We start from the raw sequence: 16,810 nt of genomic DNA on the forward strand, positions 1-16,810 counted from the left end.
GTCCAATGGACCTTGCGCCGCCGCGCACTGCGCGCCGAGCCCGGCGCGGGCGGCGACGGCGAAACCCGGCACGGCGACGGCGAAGAGGGCAGTGACCAGGCGTCTTCCACCGCCCCGGCGTCATTGTCAGTGGTGGCTCCTACCGTGGGGTCATGGCGTATGAGACTGCGGGACCCGACGTACGGATCGAGCCGTGGACGGCGGCCGACCTCACCCTCCTCCACGAGGCCAACACCCCCGCGATGACGCAGCACTTGGGCGGCCCGGAAGCCGACGAGCAGATAGCGAGACGCCACCGCAGATACCTCGAAGGCGAGGGTGCGGGGCAGATGTTCCGGGTGGTGCTGCTGCCCGAAGGAGCGGCGGTCGGCACGACCGGCTTCTGGGAGACCACCTGGCGCGGCGAGCCGGTCTTCGAGGCGGGCTGGAGCGTGCTCCCCGCATACCAGGGCCGCGGTGTCGCGACGGCCGCGGCGCGCGCAGTCGTCGCGGCGGCCCGCGCCGAAGGCTGCCACCTCGCGCTCCACGCCTTCCCCTCGGTGGCCAACGCCGCCTCCAACTCCGTGTGCCGCAGCGCCGGGTTCGCCCTGGTCGGGGAGTGCGAGGTCGAGTATCCGAAAGGGCATCTCATACGGGCCCACGAGTGGCGGGTGGCGCCGCCGCCGGCCCCGCCCGCCGCCGGCCCGCTCAGCGCAGCAGATCGAGGCTGGAGAGCGCCGTGAAGACCAGCACCAGGCGCTCGAAGAGCGCCTGATCGACCCGGTGCACAAGAGCCCGCCCCAGGAGCGCACCGGCGACCACGACCGGCGCCAGCAGCCCGTCCAGGGCGAGCGCACCGGGCGTGACCAGCCCCAGCCCGATGCTGAACGGCAATTTGAAGAGATTGACGATCAGGAAGAACCACGCACCGGTGCCCAGGAAACCGAGCACCCCGAAACCGGCCGAGAGGAGGTACAGCGACATCGCCGGACCACCGGCATTGGCGACCATCGTGGCGAAACCGGCGATCAGCCCGAAGAGCAGCGCCCGCAACTGGCGTTGAGGGTCTGCCAGGACCGTCCGGACCGTCCGAGCGGTCCGAGCCGCCCTGGCTGTCCGGACCGCCGACGCCGGCTCCGCGCCGGCCGTCGGGGCCGGATCCCGGCCGGCCCGTGCGCGCGGTTCCCCGCCGCCGGCCCGCGCCTGCGGACCCCGCCCGCCGGCCGCCGCCGGCTCGGCGCCGCGCCGACGCGCCCGCCGCCACAGACGGTGCAGCACGATCGTCAGCAGCAGCACGCCGATCGTGCGCCGCATGACGGCGTCATCGGTCCGGGCGACGAAGACGACACCGAGCAGGATCCCGACCGCGACGGACGGCAACAGCCGCAGCAGCGCGGGCCAGTCGGTGTGCCGGCGATAGGCACGGACGGCCAGCACATCTCCCACGAGCAGCAGAGGAAGGAGGGCGCCGGTGGACTCCCTCGCGGGGACCACGGCCGCGAACAGCGCGACGCTCAGCGCGCCGACGCCGCTGACGGCGGTCTTGGAGACCCCCACCAGCAGTGCGGCCGACACCAGCGCGGCCAGCGGCAGCACGCCGAGCTGCGCCATGGCGCCGGGAACGGTCACGCGCCGGGCACCGTACCGCCGTTGTCCGCGCCGGCACGGACGTCCGCGACCGCGACCGGCTCCCCGGTCAGGCGGGAGCGCTCGCACGCCTCCGCGACGTACAGCGCCTCCAGCGCCTCGGCCGGCGAACAGGGGCTGGGCGTACGGCCCGCGGCCACCTCGACGAAGCCCCTGAGCTCGGTGACGTACGCGTCGTGGAACCGCTCCATGAACGTGGCGTACGGGGCATCCGCCCGCCGCCAGGACAGCTTCGGCTCGGCGGACGGCAGCGGCGCGCGGTCGTCCAGCCCGACGAAGCGGGCGCCCTCGGAGCCGCACACCTCCAGCCGCACGTCGTGGCCCGCGCCGTTGTAGCGGGTCGCGGTGACCGTGGCCAGCGAGTCGTCGTCGAAGCGCAGCAGCGCCGCGCAGGTGTCGACGTCACCCCCCTCGGTGAAGAAGTCCGCACCGCGGTTGGCGCCCTGGGCGTAGACCGAGACCACCTCGCGGCCGGTGAGCCAGCGCAGGATGTCGAAGTCATGGATGCTGCAATCCCGGAACAGCCCGCCGGAAGTGGGGATGAACGCCGCCGGCGGAGGCGTCCGGTCGCTGGTGCAGGCGCGCAGGGTGTGCACCCAGCCCAGCTCACCGGAGCGCAGCGCCTCCCGCGCGGCGCGGTACCCGGCGTCGAACCGCCGCTGGAAACCGATCTGCACGGGGACGCTGCCGGCCTCGGCCCGCTCGACGACCTCGACGGTGCCCGGTACGTCCAGCGCCACCGGCTTCTCGCAGAACACCGGCACGCCCGCGTCCAGCGCCTGATGGATCAGCGCGGCATGCGCACTGGTCGCCGCGGTGATCACCACCGCGTCCAGGCCCGCCGCGTACATCTCCTCGATGCTGCCGGCGGCTCGTACGCCGAGGCTGTCCGCCAGCGCGGCGGCGCGTGCGGCGTCCGCGTCGGCGACCACGAGGCCGGTGACGCCCGGGACGTTCTGAAGGGTCGCGGCGTGGAACGCGCCGATGCGCCCGGTGCCGATGAGGCCGATCTTCATGCGGTGTTCCCTTCCGGGGGAGAGGCGGGTGGTGTGCGGTGGGGTGCCGAGCGGGCCGCCGGGGCGGCCGGTCCGCGACCGGTACGGCCGGGCCGTGGCTCCAGTAGCCGTCAACAGCGCGCGGACTCGCCGGCCGTGGACGCAACAGCCGTCAATAGCCGTCAACGGCCGTGGACCTGCCAGCCGTGGACCCGCCAGCCGTGGGTTCGCCAGCCGTGGGTTCGAGATTGGAACGGTCCAAAGAATCCGTCCCGGGAACCCTGCATGTCCGTATGTCAGCATGTCAAGGCTTGTGCACGGGTGTTGGGCGGAGGAGTACGGTCCGGTGCGGCGCTGTGCGGGTGCGCCGTGGTGTGGCGCGGTAGCGGGATGCCCGGGGTCCCGGGCGGCGAACGGCCGGACGTGGAGGCGCAGGGGCGCGTTGACGCCGACCTGGCCCGATGGAAGGATCCCTCCATGGAACGGTCCAACAGACGCTCGGCCGAGCGCACGACCGAGAGAACGGATGCGAGGACGGCTGAGAGAGCGGTCGAGGGGGCGACCCCGCACGGGCCCGGCCCCCGGGAGAGGACCGGCCCGGACCGGCCCCCGACCATCCGCGGCGTCGCCGAACGCGCCGGCGTGTCCAAATCCCTGGTCTCGCTCGTCCTCCAGGACTCGCCGCGCGTCAGCGACGCCAAGCGACAGGCCGTACTGGACGCCATCGAGGAGCTGGGCTACCGGCCCAACGCCGCCGCCCGCAGCCTGGTCGCGCGCCGTACGCACACCGTCGGCGTGCTGCTGAACGACATGCGCAACCCCTGGTTCGCCGACGTCCTCGACGGCCTCAACTCCCTTCTGCACGCGCACGGTCTGCGGATGCTGATGGCCGACGGCCGACTGGACCGGCGGACCGGCCAGGAGTTCGCCCGCACCTTCCAGGAACTACGGGTCGACGGCCTCGTCGTCGTCGGCACCCTCCCGGACACCACCGGCCTCGCCGAGATCGCCGAGCGGCTGCCGACCGTCATCGCGGGAAACCACGAACCCCGGCTGCCGCGGGTCGACATCGTCGCCAACGACGACGAGCGCGGCGCCCGCCTCGCGACCGAACACCTCATCCGCCTCGGCCACCGCCGCATCGCCCACATCGCCGGACAGGGCCTGGTGGGCGAACTGCGCCGGCGCGGATTCGAGGCCGCGACGGCCGCTCACGGGCTCGCCGGCAGCGCTGTTGTGGAGAGCGGCGACGGCACCGAGGAGGGCGGCTACCGCGCCGCCGTACGGCTCCTCGGCCCGGCCCGCGGCCGGCACCGCCCCACCGCCGTCTTCGCCTACAACGACCTCTCCGGCATCGGCGCACTGTCCGCCGCCGGGGAACTGGGCCTGGCCGTCCCCGCCGACCTCTCCCTCGTCGGCTACGACAACACCTACCTCGCCCGCATCCGGCACCTCTGGCTGAACTCGGTCAACAACGCCAGCCACGAGGTCGGCCGCCTGGCCGCCCGCTGCCTCCTGGACCGGATGGCACACCCCGACGCCCCCGCCGACCGGCAACTCGTCGCCCCGGAACTGGAGATCAGGGGCTCGACGGCGCCACCGGCGGAGGCGCCGGGAGACGCGTCCGGGGGCCGGCCCGGGGGCGCGGCCTAGGAGTCCGGCGGTGGCCAACCGCCGGCCGGGGGCGACCACCGGAGCGAGGGAGGGCGCAACCCACGGCCGGGCGTGGCACGTTGGCCGCGGCCCGGCGCCCGTAGGACACCGGGCCCGGGCCTTCGGTCGGTGGCTCACCCGCCCGCTCAGCGCCGTCCGCGCTGTCCGGGCCGCTGAGCCACCCACGCTCTGATGGTGTCCGCGTACCAGTAGGGTCTCCCGCCCTCCACCAGGTCCGGGTCGGGGAGCAAACCGTGCTTGCGGTACGAGCGCACGGTGTCCGGCTGCACCTGGATATGGGCGGCGATCTCCTTGTACGACCAGAGCCTTCGTTCGGTCATCTCTGCGCACCTCCTAGGCGCCGCACGCAGGGTCGGCCCGGGGGAGCCGGCGGGGGGCTGCGCACGGCGGGGCGATCACTCACCCTGTGCCCGGACAACGACTGTGCGTGAGCGCCGGCGAGGGGCTGTGGAGCGGCTGTGACGCAGGGACCGCACAACAGTGACGGCCGTGACGAACGAAGGACGGCTGTGACGGGGACGGGACAGACCGCACGGAGGTGGGACAGAAGCCATCGTGGAGGTGGGACAGAAGCCACCGTGGAGGTGGGACGGGGCGATGACGGAGGCGTAGCGGGTGTAACGGGCGTAACGGGGCAGCGGGCGGGGAGTGCCGGCGCAACAGGGGCGGGACGGGTGTGACGGCGGCGGGGCGGAGGCGGCATGGGGGCGTCGGTTCCTCGGCCGCCAGGGGTGCCCGGTGCCGTCGGGGCGCCGCCGGGTCTCAGCCCCGCCCGGCCCGCTCGGGCTCGCCGGCCCCCTCGGCCGCCTTCCGCAGTTCCTGCTCCAGGTCCTCCAGGGCCAGGCCCTTCGTCTCCGGTGCGTACCGCTTGCAGAAGATCAGCGAGAGGATGCACATCACGCCGAAGAGCCAGAAGGTGACGCCCGCGCCGACCGCGTCGAGCAGTACCGGGAAGGCCAGCGCCACAACGAAGTTGACCATCCACATCACGAACACCGCGGCTCCCATGGCCAGTCCGCGGACCTTCAGCGGGAACATCTCGGCCAGCAGCAGCCAGACACCGGTGTTCAACGTGGCCTGCATGAACCCCATGTAGAGGACCATCAGCCCGAGGACGAGACAGCTGACGGCGGTGGAGTGCGGAAGGTGGAAGGCCGCGCCGAGCAGCCCCAGGGAGACCGCCATACCGGACAGGCCGGTCAGCAGCATGGGGCGCCGCCCGACCCGGTCGATCAGCGACATGCCGATCGCGGTGGCGACGACCGAGATGGCGCCGACCGCGATGGTGGCGGTGATCGCGGCATTGGTGCCCAGACCGGTCGTCGCGAGGATCTTGGGGGCGAAGTAGATCACCGCATTGACGCCGGTGATCTGCTGGACGATCGCCAGCCCGACGCCGACCAGCAGCAGCCGCCGCACCCACGGCGTACGCAGCTCCTGCCAGGCGCCGCGCTGCGCATCGGCCTCCAGGCTCCGGGCCCGGTCGATACGGCCCAGCTCGCCGGGAACGTCCTCGGCGGGCAGCGTACGGCGCAGCACCGTGGCAGCCTCGTCCTGCCGTCCCTGGCTGATGTACCAGCGGGGCGTGTCGGGCAGGAAGAGGACGCCGAGGAAGAGCGCCACGGCCGGCAGCGCGGCCAGTCCCAGCATCCAGCGCCACGCTTCCCAGTGGGCCAGTACGGCGTTGATGAGGTACGCGAGCAGCTGGCCGCTGACGATCATCAGGGAGTTGAAGGAGACCAGTCGGCCGCGGATGTGCGGGGGCGCGATCTCGGAGAGGTAGAGCGGCGTGATGACCGAGGCGCTGCCCACGGCGAGACCCAGCACGAACCGGGCCACGGCCATGAACGGCACGGTCGGCGCCAGCGCGACGGCCACCGCCCCGCCGATGAACACCGCGCCCGCCCACAGCAGGGAGTTGCGCCGTCCCAGCGCGTCGGACATTCGGCCGCCGGCCAGCGAGCCGAAGGCCGCGCCGATCAGCAGCGCGCTGGTGATGACGCCCTCGCCCAGCGAGCTGAGGCCGAAGTGGCGCTCCATGAAAGGGAGGGCGCCGGAGACCACTCCGGTGTCGTAGCCGAACAGGGCGCCGCCGAGGGCGGCGATGGCAGCGATGCCGACGATGAAGCGCTTGGCACTGCCGGCCCCGGAGGCGTCGCGGGAGTCGCCGTCCGGACCGCTGCGGGGGCCGGCGTCGGTCCTGGTGGGTGCGGTCTTGCTGGTCGGAGCCGCCATGTCAGCTCCAGTGGGACGCGAGGGCTGGTGGTGGCGCTATACGGGACGCATGCAGGGATGGGGCGGTACACATGGTGCGGCCTTTCGCCGGGCGGGTGGGGAAGGGCGGGCGGATGGGGACGGGGACGGGGACGGGGACGGGGGGATGGCGAGGCGGGGGAAAGGGGCGGGTAGAGGGGGAGTGGCCTCAGCAGTAGAGCGCCGGACGCTCGATCAGCTCGACGGCGACCCGCTCGCCGGTGGCCTGCGCGAGCACCCCCGCCTCGCACACCGCAGCCGCCGCATAACCGTCCCAGCAACTGGGGCCCTCGACCTCGCCGCGGCGGGTGGCATCCACCCAGCGCTGCACCTGCCGGTCGTACGCGTCCTCGAAGCGCTCCACGAAGCCGGGGGTGATGGAGCCGCCCCACCGGCCCGCGGAGTTGACGAAGACGCCGTGGTCGTCGCCGATCCGGGCGGAGCCGCTCTCGCAGACCGCCTCGCAGCTGACCTGGTAGCCGAAGCCGCAGTTGACGAAGAGCTCGGTGTCCACGACCTGCCCGCCGGCCGTCTCGAAGAGGATCAGCTGCGGGTCGCCGAGCCCGTCGGGAGCGTTGCCGCTGGGGGCCGGACGCAGGACGCGTACGGCGGTGATCTCGTCGTCCAGCAGCCAGCGCGTCACATCGATCTCGTGCACCACCGAGTCGTTGATCATCATCGCGTTGGTGAAGCCGGGCGGGGTGTCGGCGTTCCGGTGCTTGTTGTGGAGCATCAGCGGACGGCCGTAAGTCCCCTGGTCCAGAAGGGCCTTGAGCGTGCGGTAACCGGCGTCGTAACGCCGCATGAAGCCCACCTGGACGCGCCGGTGGCCCAGCTTCTGCTCCGCCTCCAGGACCCGCAGCGCGGAAGCCGCGTCGGGGGTGAGCGGCTTCTCGCACAGGACCGGCAGATCCCGCGCGAACGCATCGAGCAGCGCCGCCTCGTGCGCCGGCCCGGGTGAGGCGATCAGCACGGCGTCCACCGCGGGGTCGTCCATGGCGGCGGCCGGGTCGGTGTACGCGGTGGCCCCGTCGATCCCGTCGGCGAGGTGCTTGGCCCGGTCGGCGTCGATATCCGCCACCGCCGCCACCCGGGCGCCACTGATCACCTCGTCGATCCGGCGCACATGGTCGGCCCCCATCCGCCCGGTCCCCACAACCGCCACACCCAACATCCCGTACGAACTCATCTCGTCCCGAACCCTTCGTCTCATCTCGTTCAGCGCCTGCGCACAGGTGTCTCTGAACGCGCCTGTGTAACTGTCTACGTGTGTGTCCGCGCCTGCGCGTCCTGTGTCCGCGCCTGCGCGCCCTGTGTCCGCGCCTGCGCGTGATGTGTCTGCGTCTGCGCACGCCCGCGTCTGGTCTGCCCGGCCCGTCTGACCTGTCTGGTCTATCTCGGCTGTCGCGGCTGTCTCGGCCATCCCGTATGTCTGGGCGCTCTGGTGCCGTCTCGCCTTGCCTCCGCCTCTCCACCCTTTCGCTTCTCACGGACTGTGACATACTCCAGGAACTGATTACTCTCTGTAGTCGTTGCCGGGGTATGAGGAGGCGGCGCAAGGCACTCACGCGAGGCTTGCGCACGAGGTGGGAGGGCGACGCGGGCCGCATGACGCACGCGAGGGAGGGGTGCCCATCTGGAGAACGTGCAGCGTGCGGCGGGAGCATCTGCATTGCGCTTACGCACTCGCGTTGCTTTCGCGCTCGTGCTGTTTGAGCGCCGATGCCGCACCGATGCCGCACCCATGCCGTGCACGTGCTCGCGCCGTGCATGCGTTGCGCAGCGTGCCCGTGCCGCTGACGCGCTCGTGCGCCGCGCTCAGGTGCTGCCCGCGGCCTGCGCTCCTGCGCTCACGCGCCGCAGGAGCGCAGGAAGCGCCGCGTCCGCTCGGCGATCGGGAAGGGCTGGTCGGGCGGGCAGGGGTACATGTCCTGCTCGACGATGGCGAAGAGGTCGACGTTCAACTCCTGGGCGGCTTCCAGGACGGGCGGTAGTGCCGGTACGCCCAGCGGCGGCTCGCACATCACGCCCTGCTGGACGGCCGGGCCGAAGGGCGTGCCCTTCGCGACGACGTCGCTGAGGATGTCCGGGTCTACCTGCTTGAGGTGGAGGTAGCCGATCCGCTCGCCGTAGGTGCGGATCAGTTTGACGCTGTCGCCGCCGCAGTATGCGTAGTGGCCGGTGTCCAGGCAGAGGTTGACGAGGTCGGAGTCGGTGACGTCGAGGAAGCGCTCGACGTGCTCCTCGGTGTCGATGTGGGTGTCGGCGTGCGGGTGCACGACGATGTCCAGTCCGAACTCGTCGCGCACTCGCTTGCCGAGGCGTTCCATGCCGGTGGTGAGGTGCTTCCACTGCTCGACGGTCAGCTCGGGCGGCTCGATGATCTCGGCGGTCTTGTCGTCCCGCCAGAAGGAGGGGATGACGACCAGGTGCTTGGCACCCATCGCCTGGGTGAGGGTGGCGACTTCGGAGACATGGGCCCAGGTCTTGTCCCAGACGGGCGGGCCGTGGTGGAGCGAGGTGAAGATGGTGCCGGCCGAGACCTTGAGGCTGCGGCGGGCGATCTCCTCGTGGAGTACGGCCGGGTCGGTGGGTAGGTAGCCGTAGGGGCCGAGTTCGATCCACTCGTAGCCGGCCTCGGCGACCTCGTCCAGGAAGCGCTGCCAGGGGACCTGCTGGTCGTCGTCGGGGAACCAGACGCCCCATGAATCGGGGGCGGAACCGACGCGGATGCGGTCCAGAACGGGCGCGGCGGCACGGGGTGCGGACATGCTGCGGCTCTCCTCTCGCCGGTCGGCGGTGACCGGGAGGCGCTGGGGCAAGTTGTGGGGCACAGCCTCTCTGCCGCCTTGGGGAGTGTCAAGACTTCGTCCTGACATAAGGACTTAAGGACTTTGTGCAGTGGCGGTTGTCGGGGTGTGGGTGGGATGCGGGGTGCAGGAGTGTCTCGGGGGCGCGGTAGGGGGTGTGTGGTGCCGGGCTTGCGTGGGGCGGCGTGGTGCCGGGCTTGCGTGGGGTGTTGGGGTGCGACTGTCGGGGTACCGGGGTGCGGCGCGTTGGGTCGGGTTTGGGTGTGGTGCAGGGCGGGGGCTCGGGGGTCGTTCCGTGTGTGGGGGCTCGGAGGTCGGTTCGGTTTGTGCAGGCTCGTGGCTGGTTGGAATGCATGTGGGATTGGTGGCTTGAGTGACGGTTTGGGGTATTTGGCGCGGGAGAGGGGCGAGGGTAATGGGGGTGGACGTCAGAATGTAAGGACAAAGTGTTGACAGGGGTTGAGGATGACGGTTAGACCTTTGGGCGGAGCTGAAGCCGGCTGAGAGGGCCGGTGCCGATCGACCCGCCGCGCCGGGCGACCCGAAGGGGCGTATATGACCGAGCCGTACGACCTGATCACCATGGGGCGCATCGGGGTGGACATCTACCCGTTGCAGACCGGTGTGCCGCTCGCCCAGGTGGAGACGTTCGGGAAGTTCCTCGGCGGGTCAGCCACCAACGTCGCGGTGGCCGCTGCCCGGCTCGGGCGGCGGAGCGCCGTCATCAGCCGTACCGGGCGGGATCCGTTCGGGGACTACATCCATCAGGCGCTGCGTGACTTCGGTGTGGACGACCGCTGGGTGAGCGCGGTGGATGCGTACCCGACCCCGGTGACCTTCTGCGAGATCTTCCCGCCGGATGACTTCCCGCTCTACTTCTACCGCCGGCCCAAGGCCCCTGACCTGGTGATTCATCCGGGCGAGCTGGACATGGAGGCCATCGCGGCAGCCCGGATCTTCTGGATCACGGGTACCGGGCTCTGCGAGGAGCCGAGCCGCGGCGCCACGTTGGCCGCGCTGGAGGCGCGGGACCGGCGGGGCATCACCGTCTTCGACCTCGACTGGCGCCCGATGTTCTGGGGCGGGGAGGGCGGTGCCTCCGGGGACGGCGGGGCGTCCGGCGCCGCGGCGATGGCCTCCGCCCGGCCGTACTACGAGGCCGCGCTGAAGCACGTGACGGTCGCGGTCGGCAATGTCGACGAGGCCGAGGTCGCCACCGGACTGCGTGACCCGAAAGCGTGTGCCCAGGCGTTGCTCGACATGGGCGTGGAGCTGGCCGTCATCAAGCAGGGGCCGAAGGGGGTGCTGGCCGTCCATCGGGACGGGCGTACCGCCGAGGTTCCGCCGACCCCCGTCGAGGTCGTCAACGGGCTCGGCGCCGGGGACTCGTTCGGCGGGTCGTTGTGCCACGGGCTGCTCTCCGGCTGGGAGTTGGAGCCGATGATGCGCTACGCCAATGCCGCCGGGGCCCTTGTCGCCTCGCGGCTGGCCTGTTCTTCCGCGATGCCGACGGCCGACGAGGTGGAGGCGTTTCTCGCGGATCGGTGAGGGGGCGGTGCGGAGGCCCCCGGTCCGGCTCGGTGCGAGGCTCCGCTCCTTCCGCCGCCCCGGCCGGGTACGAGGCCCCGTTCTTCCCACCGCCTCGCCCCGCCCGTCCGAGGCCCCGGGTTCGCGTCGCCCCGCCCGGCCGCCCCCTTCCCCGCCGCCGTGCGCCCTTCGCTCCACCCCGCTCCGCCCCGGCCCGGTCCGTCCCGCCGCACCACCCCCACCCTCAAGAAGGTGAGTTGAGCCTTGACCCCTCGGATCAGTGACCTCGCGACGCTGCGGGCCCGGCATCCCGAAGCCGTTGCGGAGGCCGCCGCCCGCCGCACGCGCCGCCCGTTGCTGGGCGAGCGCGGCCGGCTGATGATCGTCGCCGCCGACCATCCGGCCCGGGGCGCGCTCGCCGTCGGCGACCGCCAACTGGCCATGGCCAACCGCCTCGACCTGCTCGAACGGCTGGTCCTGGCGCTGTCCCGGCCCGGGGTGGACGGGGTGCTGGCCACCGCCGACATCCTGGAGGACCTGCTGCTGCTCGGCGCCCTCGAAGGCAAGGTCGTGATGGGCTCCATGAACCGCGGCGGTATCGCGGGCGCCGCCTTCGAGATGGACGACCGGTTCACCGGGCACCGTCCCCAGGACATCGCCCGGCTGCGCTTCGACGCCGGCAAGCTGCTGCTGCGTATCGATTACGACGATCCCGGATCGCTGACCACTCTGGAGAGCACCGCTCGCGCCATCGACGCGATGGCCGAGCGCGAACTGCCGGTATTCGTGGAGCCGTTCCTGTCCCGGCGGATAGACGGCCGGGTGCGCAACGACCTGAGCCCCGAAGCCGTCACCCGCTCCGTGGCCATCGCCTCCGGCCTCGGCGGCACCTCCGCCTACACCTGGCTGAAGCTCCCGGTCACCGACGACCCCGACGCGATGGCCCGGGTCTGCGAGACCTCCACCCTGCCCACCGTCCTCCTCGGCGGGGACATCGGCAGGACCGTGCAGGACCAGGAAGCCGCGTACGAGAAGTGGCGCAAGGCGCTGCGGCTGCCGACCGTGCACGGGCTGGTCGTCGGCCGTTCGCTCCTCTATCCGGCGGACGGCGATGTGGCGGCGGCGGTCGATACGGCGGTGGGGCTGCTCTAGAGGGTCCGGCCGGGGCCGGGCCGAGCCGGCGCGGGCCGGGCTCCGGCGGCTGGCTCCAGGGCCCCTGTTCGGTGCCGCGGCGTCGCGCCCCGCCCGCCCCGCCACACGGCCTCCCCGCGCCGCCCCCTCCGCGTGGCTCGACGCGCCGCCGCCCGCCCCGCGCCGCCGAAGCCGTCACTGTCAGTGGTGAGTAGGAGACTTGTTGTCATGAGTGCTGAGATCACAGATTCCCGTACCGCCGGCGGGTCCGGCGAGCCGCGCCGGCCCGGTGCGCCCGCCGGGCTCCCGGCGTCCGGCCCCGCCCGCGCCGCCTCCGGGTTCCACATCCCGGCGGGCCGCGGCGCCGACGGTCCGTACGCCCTCGACATCAGCCCCGGGAAGGCCGGTTGGGGGTATTCCTCGCTGCGGATCCTCGATCTGCCGCCCGGCGGGCACCACTCCTTCGCCACCGGGGACAGCGAGTGGATCGTGCTGCCGCTCTCCGGTGGCTGCACGGTCCGGACGGATGGCCCCGACGCCGGGAGTTTCGAACTGGCCGGCCGGGAGAGCGTGTTCAGCGGGGTGACGGATTTCGCCTACGTGCCGAGAGATGCGCAGGTGCAGATCGCCAGCGGCGCCGGGGGGCGGTTCGCGCTCACGGGGGCGCGCTGCGAGCGCCGGCTGCCGGCCCGCTACGGTGCCGCGTCCGACGTCCCGGTGGAGCTGCGGGGCACCGGCAGCTGCTCGCGGCAGGTCAACAACTTCGGCGCGGCCGACGCGTTCGCGTGCGACCGGCTGATCGTCGTGGAAGTGCTCACCCCCGGGGGCAACTGGTCGTCGTATCCGCCGCACAAGCACGACGAGTGCCGCCCAGGGGAGGAGGCCGAGCTGGAGGAGATCTACTACTTCGAGATCGCCGCCGCCCACGGGACGCCGGGGCTCGGCTACCAGCGCGTGACGCCCTCCGGGCACGGTCGCGGCACGGACGTCCTCGCCGAGGTCCGCGGCGGGGACGCGGTGCTGATTCCCGACGGGTGGCACGGCCCGTCCATCGCCGCCCCCGGGCACGACATGTATTACCTCAACGTCATGGCGGGGCCCGGGGAGACCCGCGAGTGGCTGATCTGCGATCACCCGGATCACGGCTGGATCCGCGGCACGTGGCCCGACCAGCCCGTCGACCCCCGCCTCCCCCTCTACCAAGCACCCGCAGGAGACCCCCGATGAGCGACCGGACGACGACCGGCCCGGACACCACCCCGGACACCACCCCGGACACCGCCGCGGCGGGCACCCGTCATCTGACGGTCGCCCAGGCCCTGGTCGAGTTCCTGGCCCACCAGTACACCGAGCGGGACGGACGCCGGCACCGCCTGATCAGCGCCTGCTGGGGCATCTTCGGGCACGGCAACGTCGCCGGCATCGGGCAGGCGCTGCTGGAGTCCGGCAGCGCGGCACCCCAGGGGGCGGGCGGCGGGTCCCCGAAGCTGCCGTATTTCCAGGGGCGCAACGAACAGGCCATGGTGCACGCGGCCGTCGGCTACGCCCGGCAGTGCGACCGGCTCTCCGCGCAGGCCGTGACCACCTCCATCGGGCCCGGGGCCACCAACCTCGTCACGGGCGCCGCCCTCGCGACCGTGAACCGCCTCCCCGTGCTCCTGCTGCCCGGCGACGTGTTCGCCACCCGGCCCGCCGATCCGGTCCTCCAGCAGCTCGAAGTGCCGTCCGCGGGCGATGTGTCGGTCAACGACGCGCTGCGCCCCGTCTCCCGCTATTTCGACCGGGTCACCCGGCCCGAGGCGCTGATCCCAGCCGCCCTCCAGGCGATGCGGGTGCTCGCCGACCCCGTGGAGACCGGCGCGGTCACCCTGGCGCTGCCGCAGGACGTGCAGGCCGAGGCGTACGACTGGCCGGAGGAGTTCTTCGCCGACCGGGTGTGGCGGGTCCCGCGGCCCGCGCCGGACGCCGCCGCGCTCGCCGACGCGGTGCGCGCCGTCCGGGAGGCGCGCCGGCCGCTGGTCGTCGCGGGCGGCGGGGTGCACCACAGCGAGGCGGAGGAGGCGCTCCGGGCGTTCGCCGACGCGACCGGCATCCCGGTGGCGTCCACCCAGGCCGGCAAGGGCTCGCTGCGCCACGACCATCCGGCCGACGTCGGCGGGATCGGGCACACGGGCACCGCGACCGCCGACGCGCTGGCCCGCCGGGCCGACCTGGTCATCGGGGTCGGCACGCGGTACACGGACTTCACCACCGCCTCCGTCACGCTCTTCGCGGAGCCCGGCGTCCGCTTCGTCAACCTCAACATCGCCGCCTTCGACTCCCACAAGCTCGGCGCGCTCGCCCTGGTCGCCGACGCCCGTGCCGGACTCGAAGCGCTCACCGGGGCGCTGTCCGGCCACCGGGTCGACGCGGCGTACGTGGCGGAGTACGGGGCGGCGAAGGCGGACTGGGAGCGCCGGGTGGACGCCGCGTTCGGAGCCGGGGACCCGTCCGCGCGGCCGTCCCAGACGCAGGTCCTGGGGGCGCTGGACGCGGTCGTCGACGACTCCGACATCGTGATCAACGCGGCCGGTTCGCTCCCCGGTGACCTGCACAAACTCTGGCGCGCCCGGTCCCGCAGGCAGTACCACCTCGAATACGGCTACTCCTGCATGGGCTATGAGATCCCGGCCGCGATCGGGGTGCGGATGGCCGCTCCCGACCGCCCGGTGTGGGCGCTCGTCGGCGACGGTACATACCTGATGAACCCCACCGAAATCGTCACCGCGGTCCAGGAGGGAATCGCCATCACCGTCGTCCTCGTCCAGAATCACGGCTACGCCTCCATCGGCGGCCTCTCCCAGGAGACCGGCGGCGAACGCTTCGGCACCGACTACCGCTTCCGCGCCGCGGACGGCACGTATACGGGCGAGCCGCTGCCCGTCGACCTCGCCGCCAACGCCGCCTCGCTGGGCATGCGGGTGCTGCGCGCCTCGACGGTCGGCGAGCTGCGCGCCGCGCTCGCCGAGGCCCGTGGCGCGAAAGCACCCACATGTGTCTACGTCGAGACCGGAACGACTGACACTGTGCCGGGCGCGCCGCCCGCACAGGCCTGGTGGGATGTACCCGTTGCCGAGACCGCGACGCGTCCGGCGGCGGTCGCCGCCCGCCAGGCGTACGACCGGCAGGCCGCCGCCCGCCGTCGCCACCTCTGACATCCGCTCGCTGCCGCACCGCACGAAAGGCCCCTCGCATGAAGACCATCAACCACTGGATCGGCGGGAAGCCCGTCGAGGGCGTCTCCGGCAACTACGGCCCGGTCTACAACCCGGCGACCGGCGCCCAGGAGAAGCAGGTCGCCTTCGCGTCCGCCGACGAGGTCGACGCCGCGGTCCGCGCCGCCCGGGAGGCGTATCTGACCTGGGGCACCAGCTCCCTGGCCAGGCGCACCGCCGTGCTGTTCAAGTACCGCGAGCTGATCGACGCGCACCGCGACGAGATTGCCCGGCTGATCACCGCCGAGCACGGCAAGGTGCACGCGGACGCGCTCGGCGAGGTCGCCCGCGGCCTGGAGATCATCGAGCTGGCCTGCGGTATCCCCGAGAAGCTCAAGGGCGAGCTGTCCACCCAGGTCTCCACCCGGGTGGATGTGGCCGCGATCCGCCAGTCCCTCGGCGTCGTGGCCGGCATCACGCCGTTCAACTTCCCGGCCATGGTGCCGATGTGGATGTTCCCGATCGCCATCGCCTGCGGCAACACCTTCGTCCTCAAGCCGAGCGAGAAGGTGCCCAGCGCCGCCTTCAAGCTCGCCGAGCTGGCCGCCGAGGCGGGCCTGCCCGACGGTGTGCTGAACATCGTCAACGGCGACAAGGTGGCCGTCGACGCGATCCTGGAGCACCCCGGTATCGCCGCCGTCTCCTTCGTCGGCTCCACCCCGATCGCCCGCTACATCCACACCACCGGCACCGCCAACGGCAAGCGCGTCCAGGCGCTGGGCGGCGCCAAGAACCACATGCTGGTCCTCCCGGACGCCGACCTCGACCTGGCCGCCGACTCCGCGATCAACGCCGCGTACGGCTCGGCCGGCGAGCGCTGCATGGCGATCTCCGTCGTGGTCGCCGTCGGCGACACCGCCGACCCGCTGATCGGCAAGATCAAGGAACGCGCCGCCGAGCTGCGCATCGGCCCCGGCGACGACCCGGCCTCGGAGATGGGCCCGCTGATCACCAAGGCCCACCGCGACAAGGTCGCCTCGTACGTCACGGGTGCCGCGGCCCAGGGCGCCGATGTCGTCATCGACGGCACCGGCTACACCGTCGAGGGCTACGAGGACGGCCACTGGATCGGCGTCTCGCTGCTCGACAACGTCACCCCGGAGATGGACGCCTACCGCGACGAGATCTTCGGCCCGGTGCTCTCGGTCGTCCGCGTGGAGACGTACGAGGAGGCCATCGAGCTGATGAACTCCTCGCCGTGGGGCAACGGCACCGCGATCTTCACCCGGGACGGCGGTGCGGCCCGCCGCTTCCAGCTGGAGGTCGAGGCCGGCATGGTCGGGGTGAACGTGCCGATCCCGGTCCCGGTGGGCTACCACTCCTTCGGCGGCTGGAAGGACTCGCTCTTCGGCGACCACCACATCTACGGCAACGACGGGGTGCACTTCTACACCCGCGGCAAGGTCGTCACCACCCGCTGGCCCGACCCGTCCGACGGCGGTATCAACCTGGGCTTCCCGCGCAACCACTGACGGTCCGCCCGACCGCTCCCGCACCGGCGGCGCCCCCCTCACGGGCGCTTCCGTCCGGACTCCCCGCC

13 protein-coding genes are annotated in these 16,810 nt (G+C 72.4%); 7 read left to right on the forward strand and 6 right to left on the reverse strand.

The window, feature by feature from the left end:
- The first annotated feature begins 152 nt into the window (after positions 1-152).
- Entirely contained in the window at positions 153-722 is a 570-nt protein-coding gene (locus IEZ17_RS09280; RefSeq protein WP_189298417.1) for a GNAT family N-acetyltransferase, read from the forward strand.
- Here the strand turns inward: IEZ17_RS09280 and IEZ17_RS09285 are convergent.
- Positions 688-1,590 (reverse strand): sulfite exporter TauE/SafE family protein, encoded by a 903-nt coding sequence (locus IEZ17_RS09285; RefSeq protein ID WP_189298821.1) that lies wholly within the window; start codon positions 1,588-1,590, stop codon positions 688-690. The two genes, IEZ17_RS09280 and IEZ17_RS09285, sit on opposite strands and share 35 nt — an antisense overlap.
- A gap of 14 nt (positions 1,591-1,604) precedes the next feature.
- The gene (locus tag IEZ17_RS09290; RefSeq protein ID WP_189298419.1) at positions 1,605-2,642 is read right to left on the reverse strand and encodes a Gfo/Idh/MocA family protein; all 1,038 of its coding nucleotides are present in this window, start codon (positions 2,640-2,642) and stop codon (positions 1,605-1,607) included.
- A 456-nt stretch (positions 2,643-3,098) separates the two neighbouring features.
- Between IEZ17_RS09290 and IEZ17_RS09295 the strand changes: the two genes are divergently transcribed.
- Positions 3,099-4,274: a LacI family DNA-binding transcriptional regulator gene (locus IEZ17_RS09295; RefSeq protein ID WP_229852098.1), complete on the forward strand. Its 1,176-nt coding sequence runs from the start codon at positions 3,099-3,101 to the stop codon at positions 4,272-4,274.
- Positions 4,275-4,420: 146 nt separating this feature from the next.
- On the opposite strand, the gene IEZ17_RS09300 is transcribed toward IEZ17_RS09295, so the two are convergent.
- The 4 genes from IEZ17_RS09300 to IEZ17_RS09315 all read right to left on the reverse strand — a co-directional run bounded on the left by IEZ17_RS09300 (position 4,421) and on the right by IEZ17_RS09315 (position 9,319).
- Positions 4,421-4,615 (reverse strand): MerR family transcriptional regulator, encoded by a 195-nt coding sequence (locus tag IEZ17_RS09300; protein ID WP_189298421.1) that lies wholly within the window; start codon positions 4,613-4,615, stop codon positions 4,421-4,423.
- Positions 4,616-5,057: 442 nt separating this feature from the next.
- Entirely contained in the window at positions 5,058-6,530 is a 1,473-nt protein-coding gene (locus IEZ17_RS09305; RefSeq protein ID WP_189298423.1) for a sugar porter family MFS transporter, read from the reverse strand.
- A gap of 187 nt (positions 6,531-6,717) precedes the next feature.
- Positions 6,718-7,737: a Gfo/Idh/MocA family protein gene (locus IEZ17_RS09310; RefSeq protein ID WP_189298426.1), complete on the reverse strand. Its 1,020-nt coding sequence runs from the start codon at positions 7,735-7,737 to the stop codon at positions 6,718-6,720.
- A gap of 661 nt (positions 7,738-8,398) precedes the next feature.
- Positions 8,399-9,319: a sugar phosphate isomerase/epimerase family protein gene (locus IEZ17_RS09315; protein ID WP_189298428.1), complete on the reverse strand. Its 921-nt coding sequence runs from the start codon at positions 9,317-9,319 to the stop codon at positions 8,399-8,401.
- A gap of 594 nt (positions 9,320-9,913) precedes the next feature.
- On the opposite strand from IEZ17_RS09315, the gene iolC reads away from it, so the two are divergent.
- The 5 genes from iolC to IEZ17_RS09340 all read left to right on the forward strand — a co-directional run bounded on the left by iolC (position 9,914) and on the right by IEZ17_RS09340 (position 16,742).
- Entirely contained in the window at positions 9,914-10,906 is a 993-nt protein-coding gene (gene iolC, locus IEZ17_RS09320) for a 5-dehydro-2-deoxygluconokinase (RefSeq protein ID WP_189298429.1), read from the forward strand.
- Between the two features lie 243 nt (positions 10,907-11,149).
- Positions 11,150-12,037, forward strand: a complete 888-nt coding sequence (locus tag IEZ17_RS09325; protein ID WP_189298431.1) for a Cgl0159 family (beta/alpha)8-fold protein — start codon at positions 11,150-11,152, stop codon at positions 12,035-12,037.
- Positions 12,038-12,244: 207 nt separating this feature from the next.
- Positions 12,245-13,243, forward strand: a complete 999-nt coding sequence (iolB, locus tag IEZ17_RS09330; protein ID WP_229852099.1) for a 5-deoxy-glucuronate isomerase — start codon at positions 12,245-12,247, stop codon at positions 13,241-13,243.
- Complete coding sequence (gene iolD / locus IEZ17_RS09335) at positions 13,240-15,210, forward strand: 3D-(3,5/4)-trihydroxycyclohexane-1,2-dione acylhydrolase (decyclizing) (RefSeq protein WP_229852100.1); 1,971 nt, start codon at positions 13,240-13,242, stop codon at positions 15,208-15,210. Before iolB ends, iolD begins: the two co-directional genes overlap by 4 nt.
- Before the next feature lie 38 nt (positions 15,211-15,248).
- Positions 15,249-16,742 carry a CoA-acylating methylmalonate-semialdehyde dehydrogenase gene (locus IEZ17_RS09340; RefSeq protein ID WP_189298433.1) on the forward strand — a complete coding sequence of 498 codons (1,494 nt, stop codon included), beginning with the start codon at positions 15,249-15,251 and terminating at the stop codon, positions 16,740-16,742.
- Positions 16,743-16,810: the final 68 nt, after the last annotated feature.

The sequence above is a fragment of the Streptomyces albospinus genome (assembly GCF_014648695.1).
GTDB lineage: Bacteria > Actinomycetota > Actinomycetes > Streptomycetales > Streptomycetaceae > Streptomyces > Streptomyces albospinus.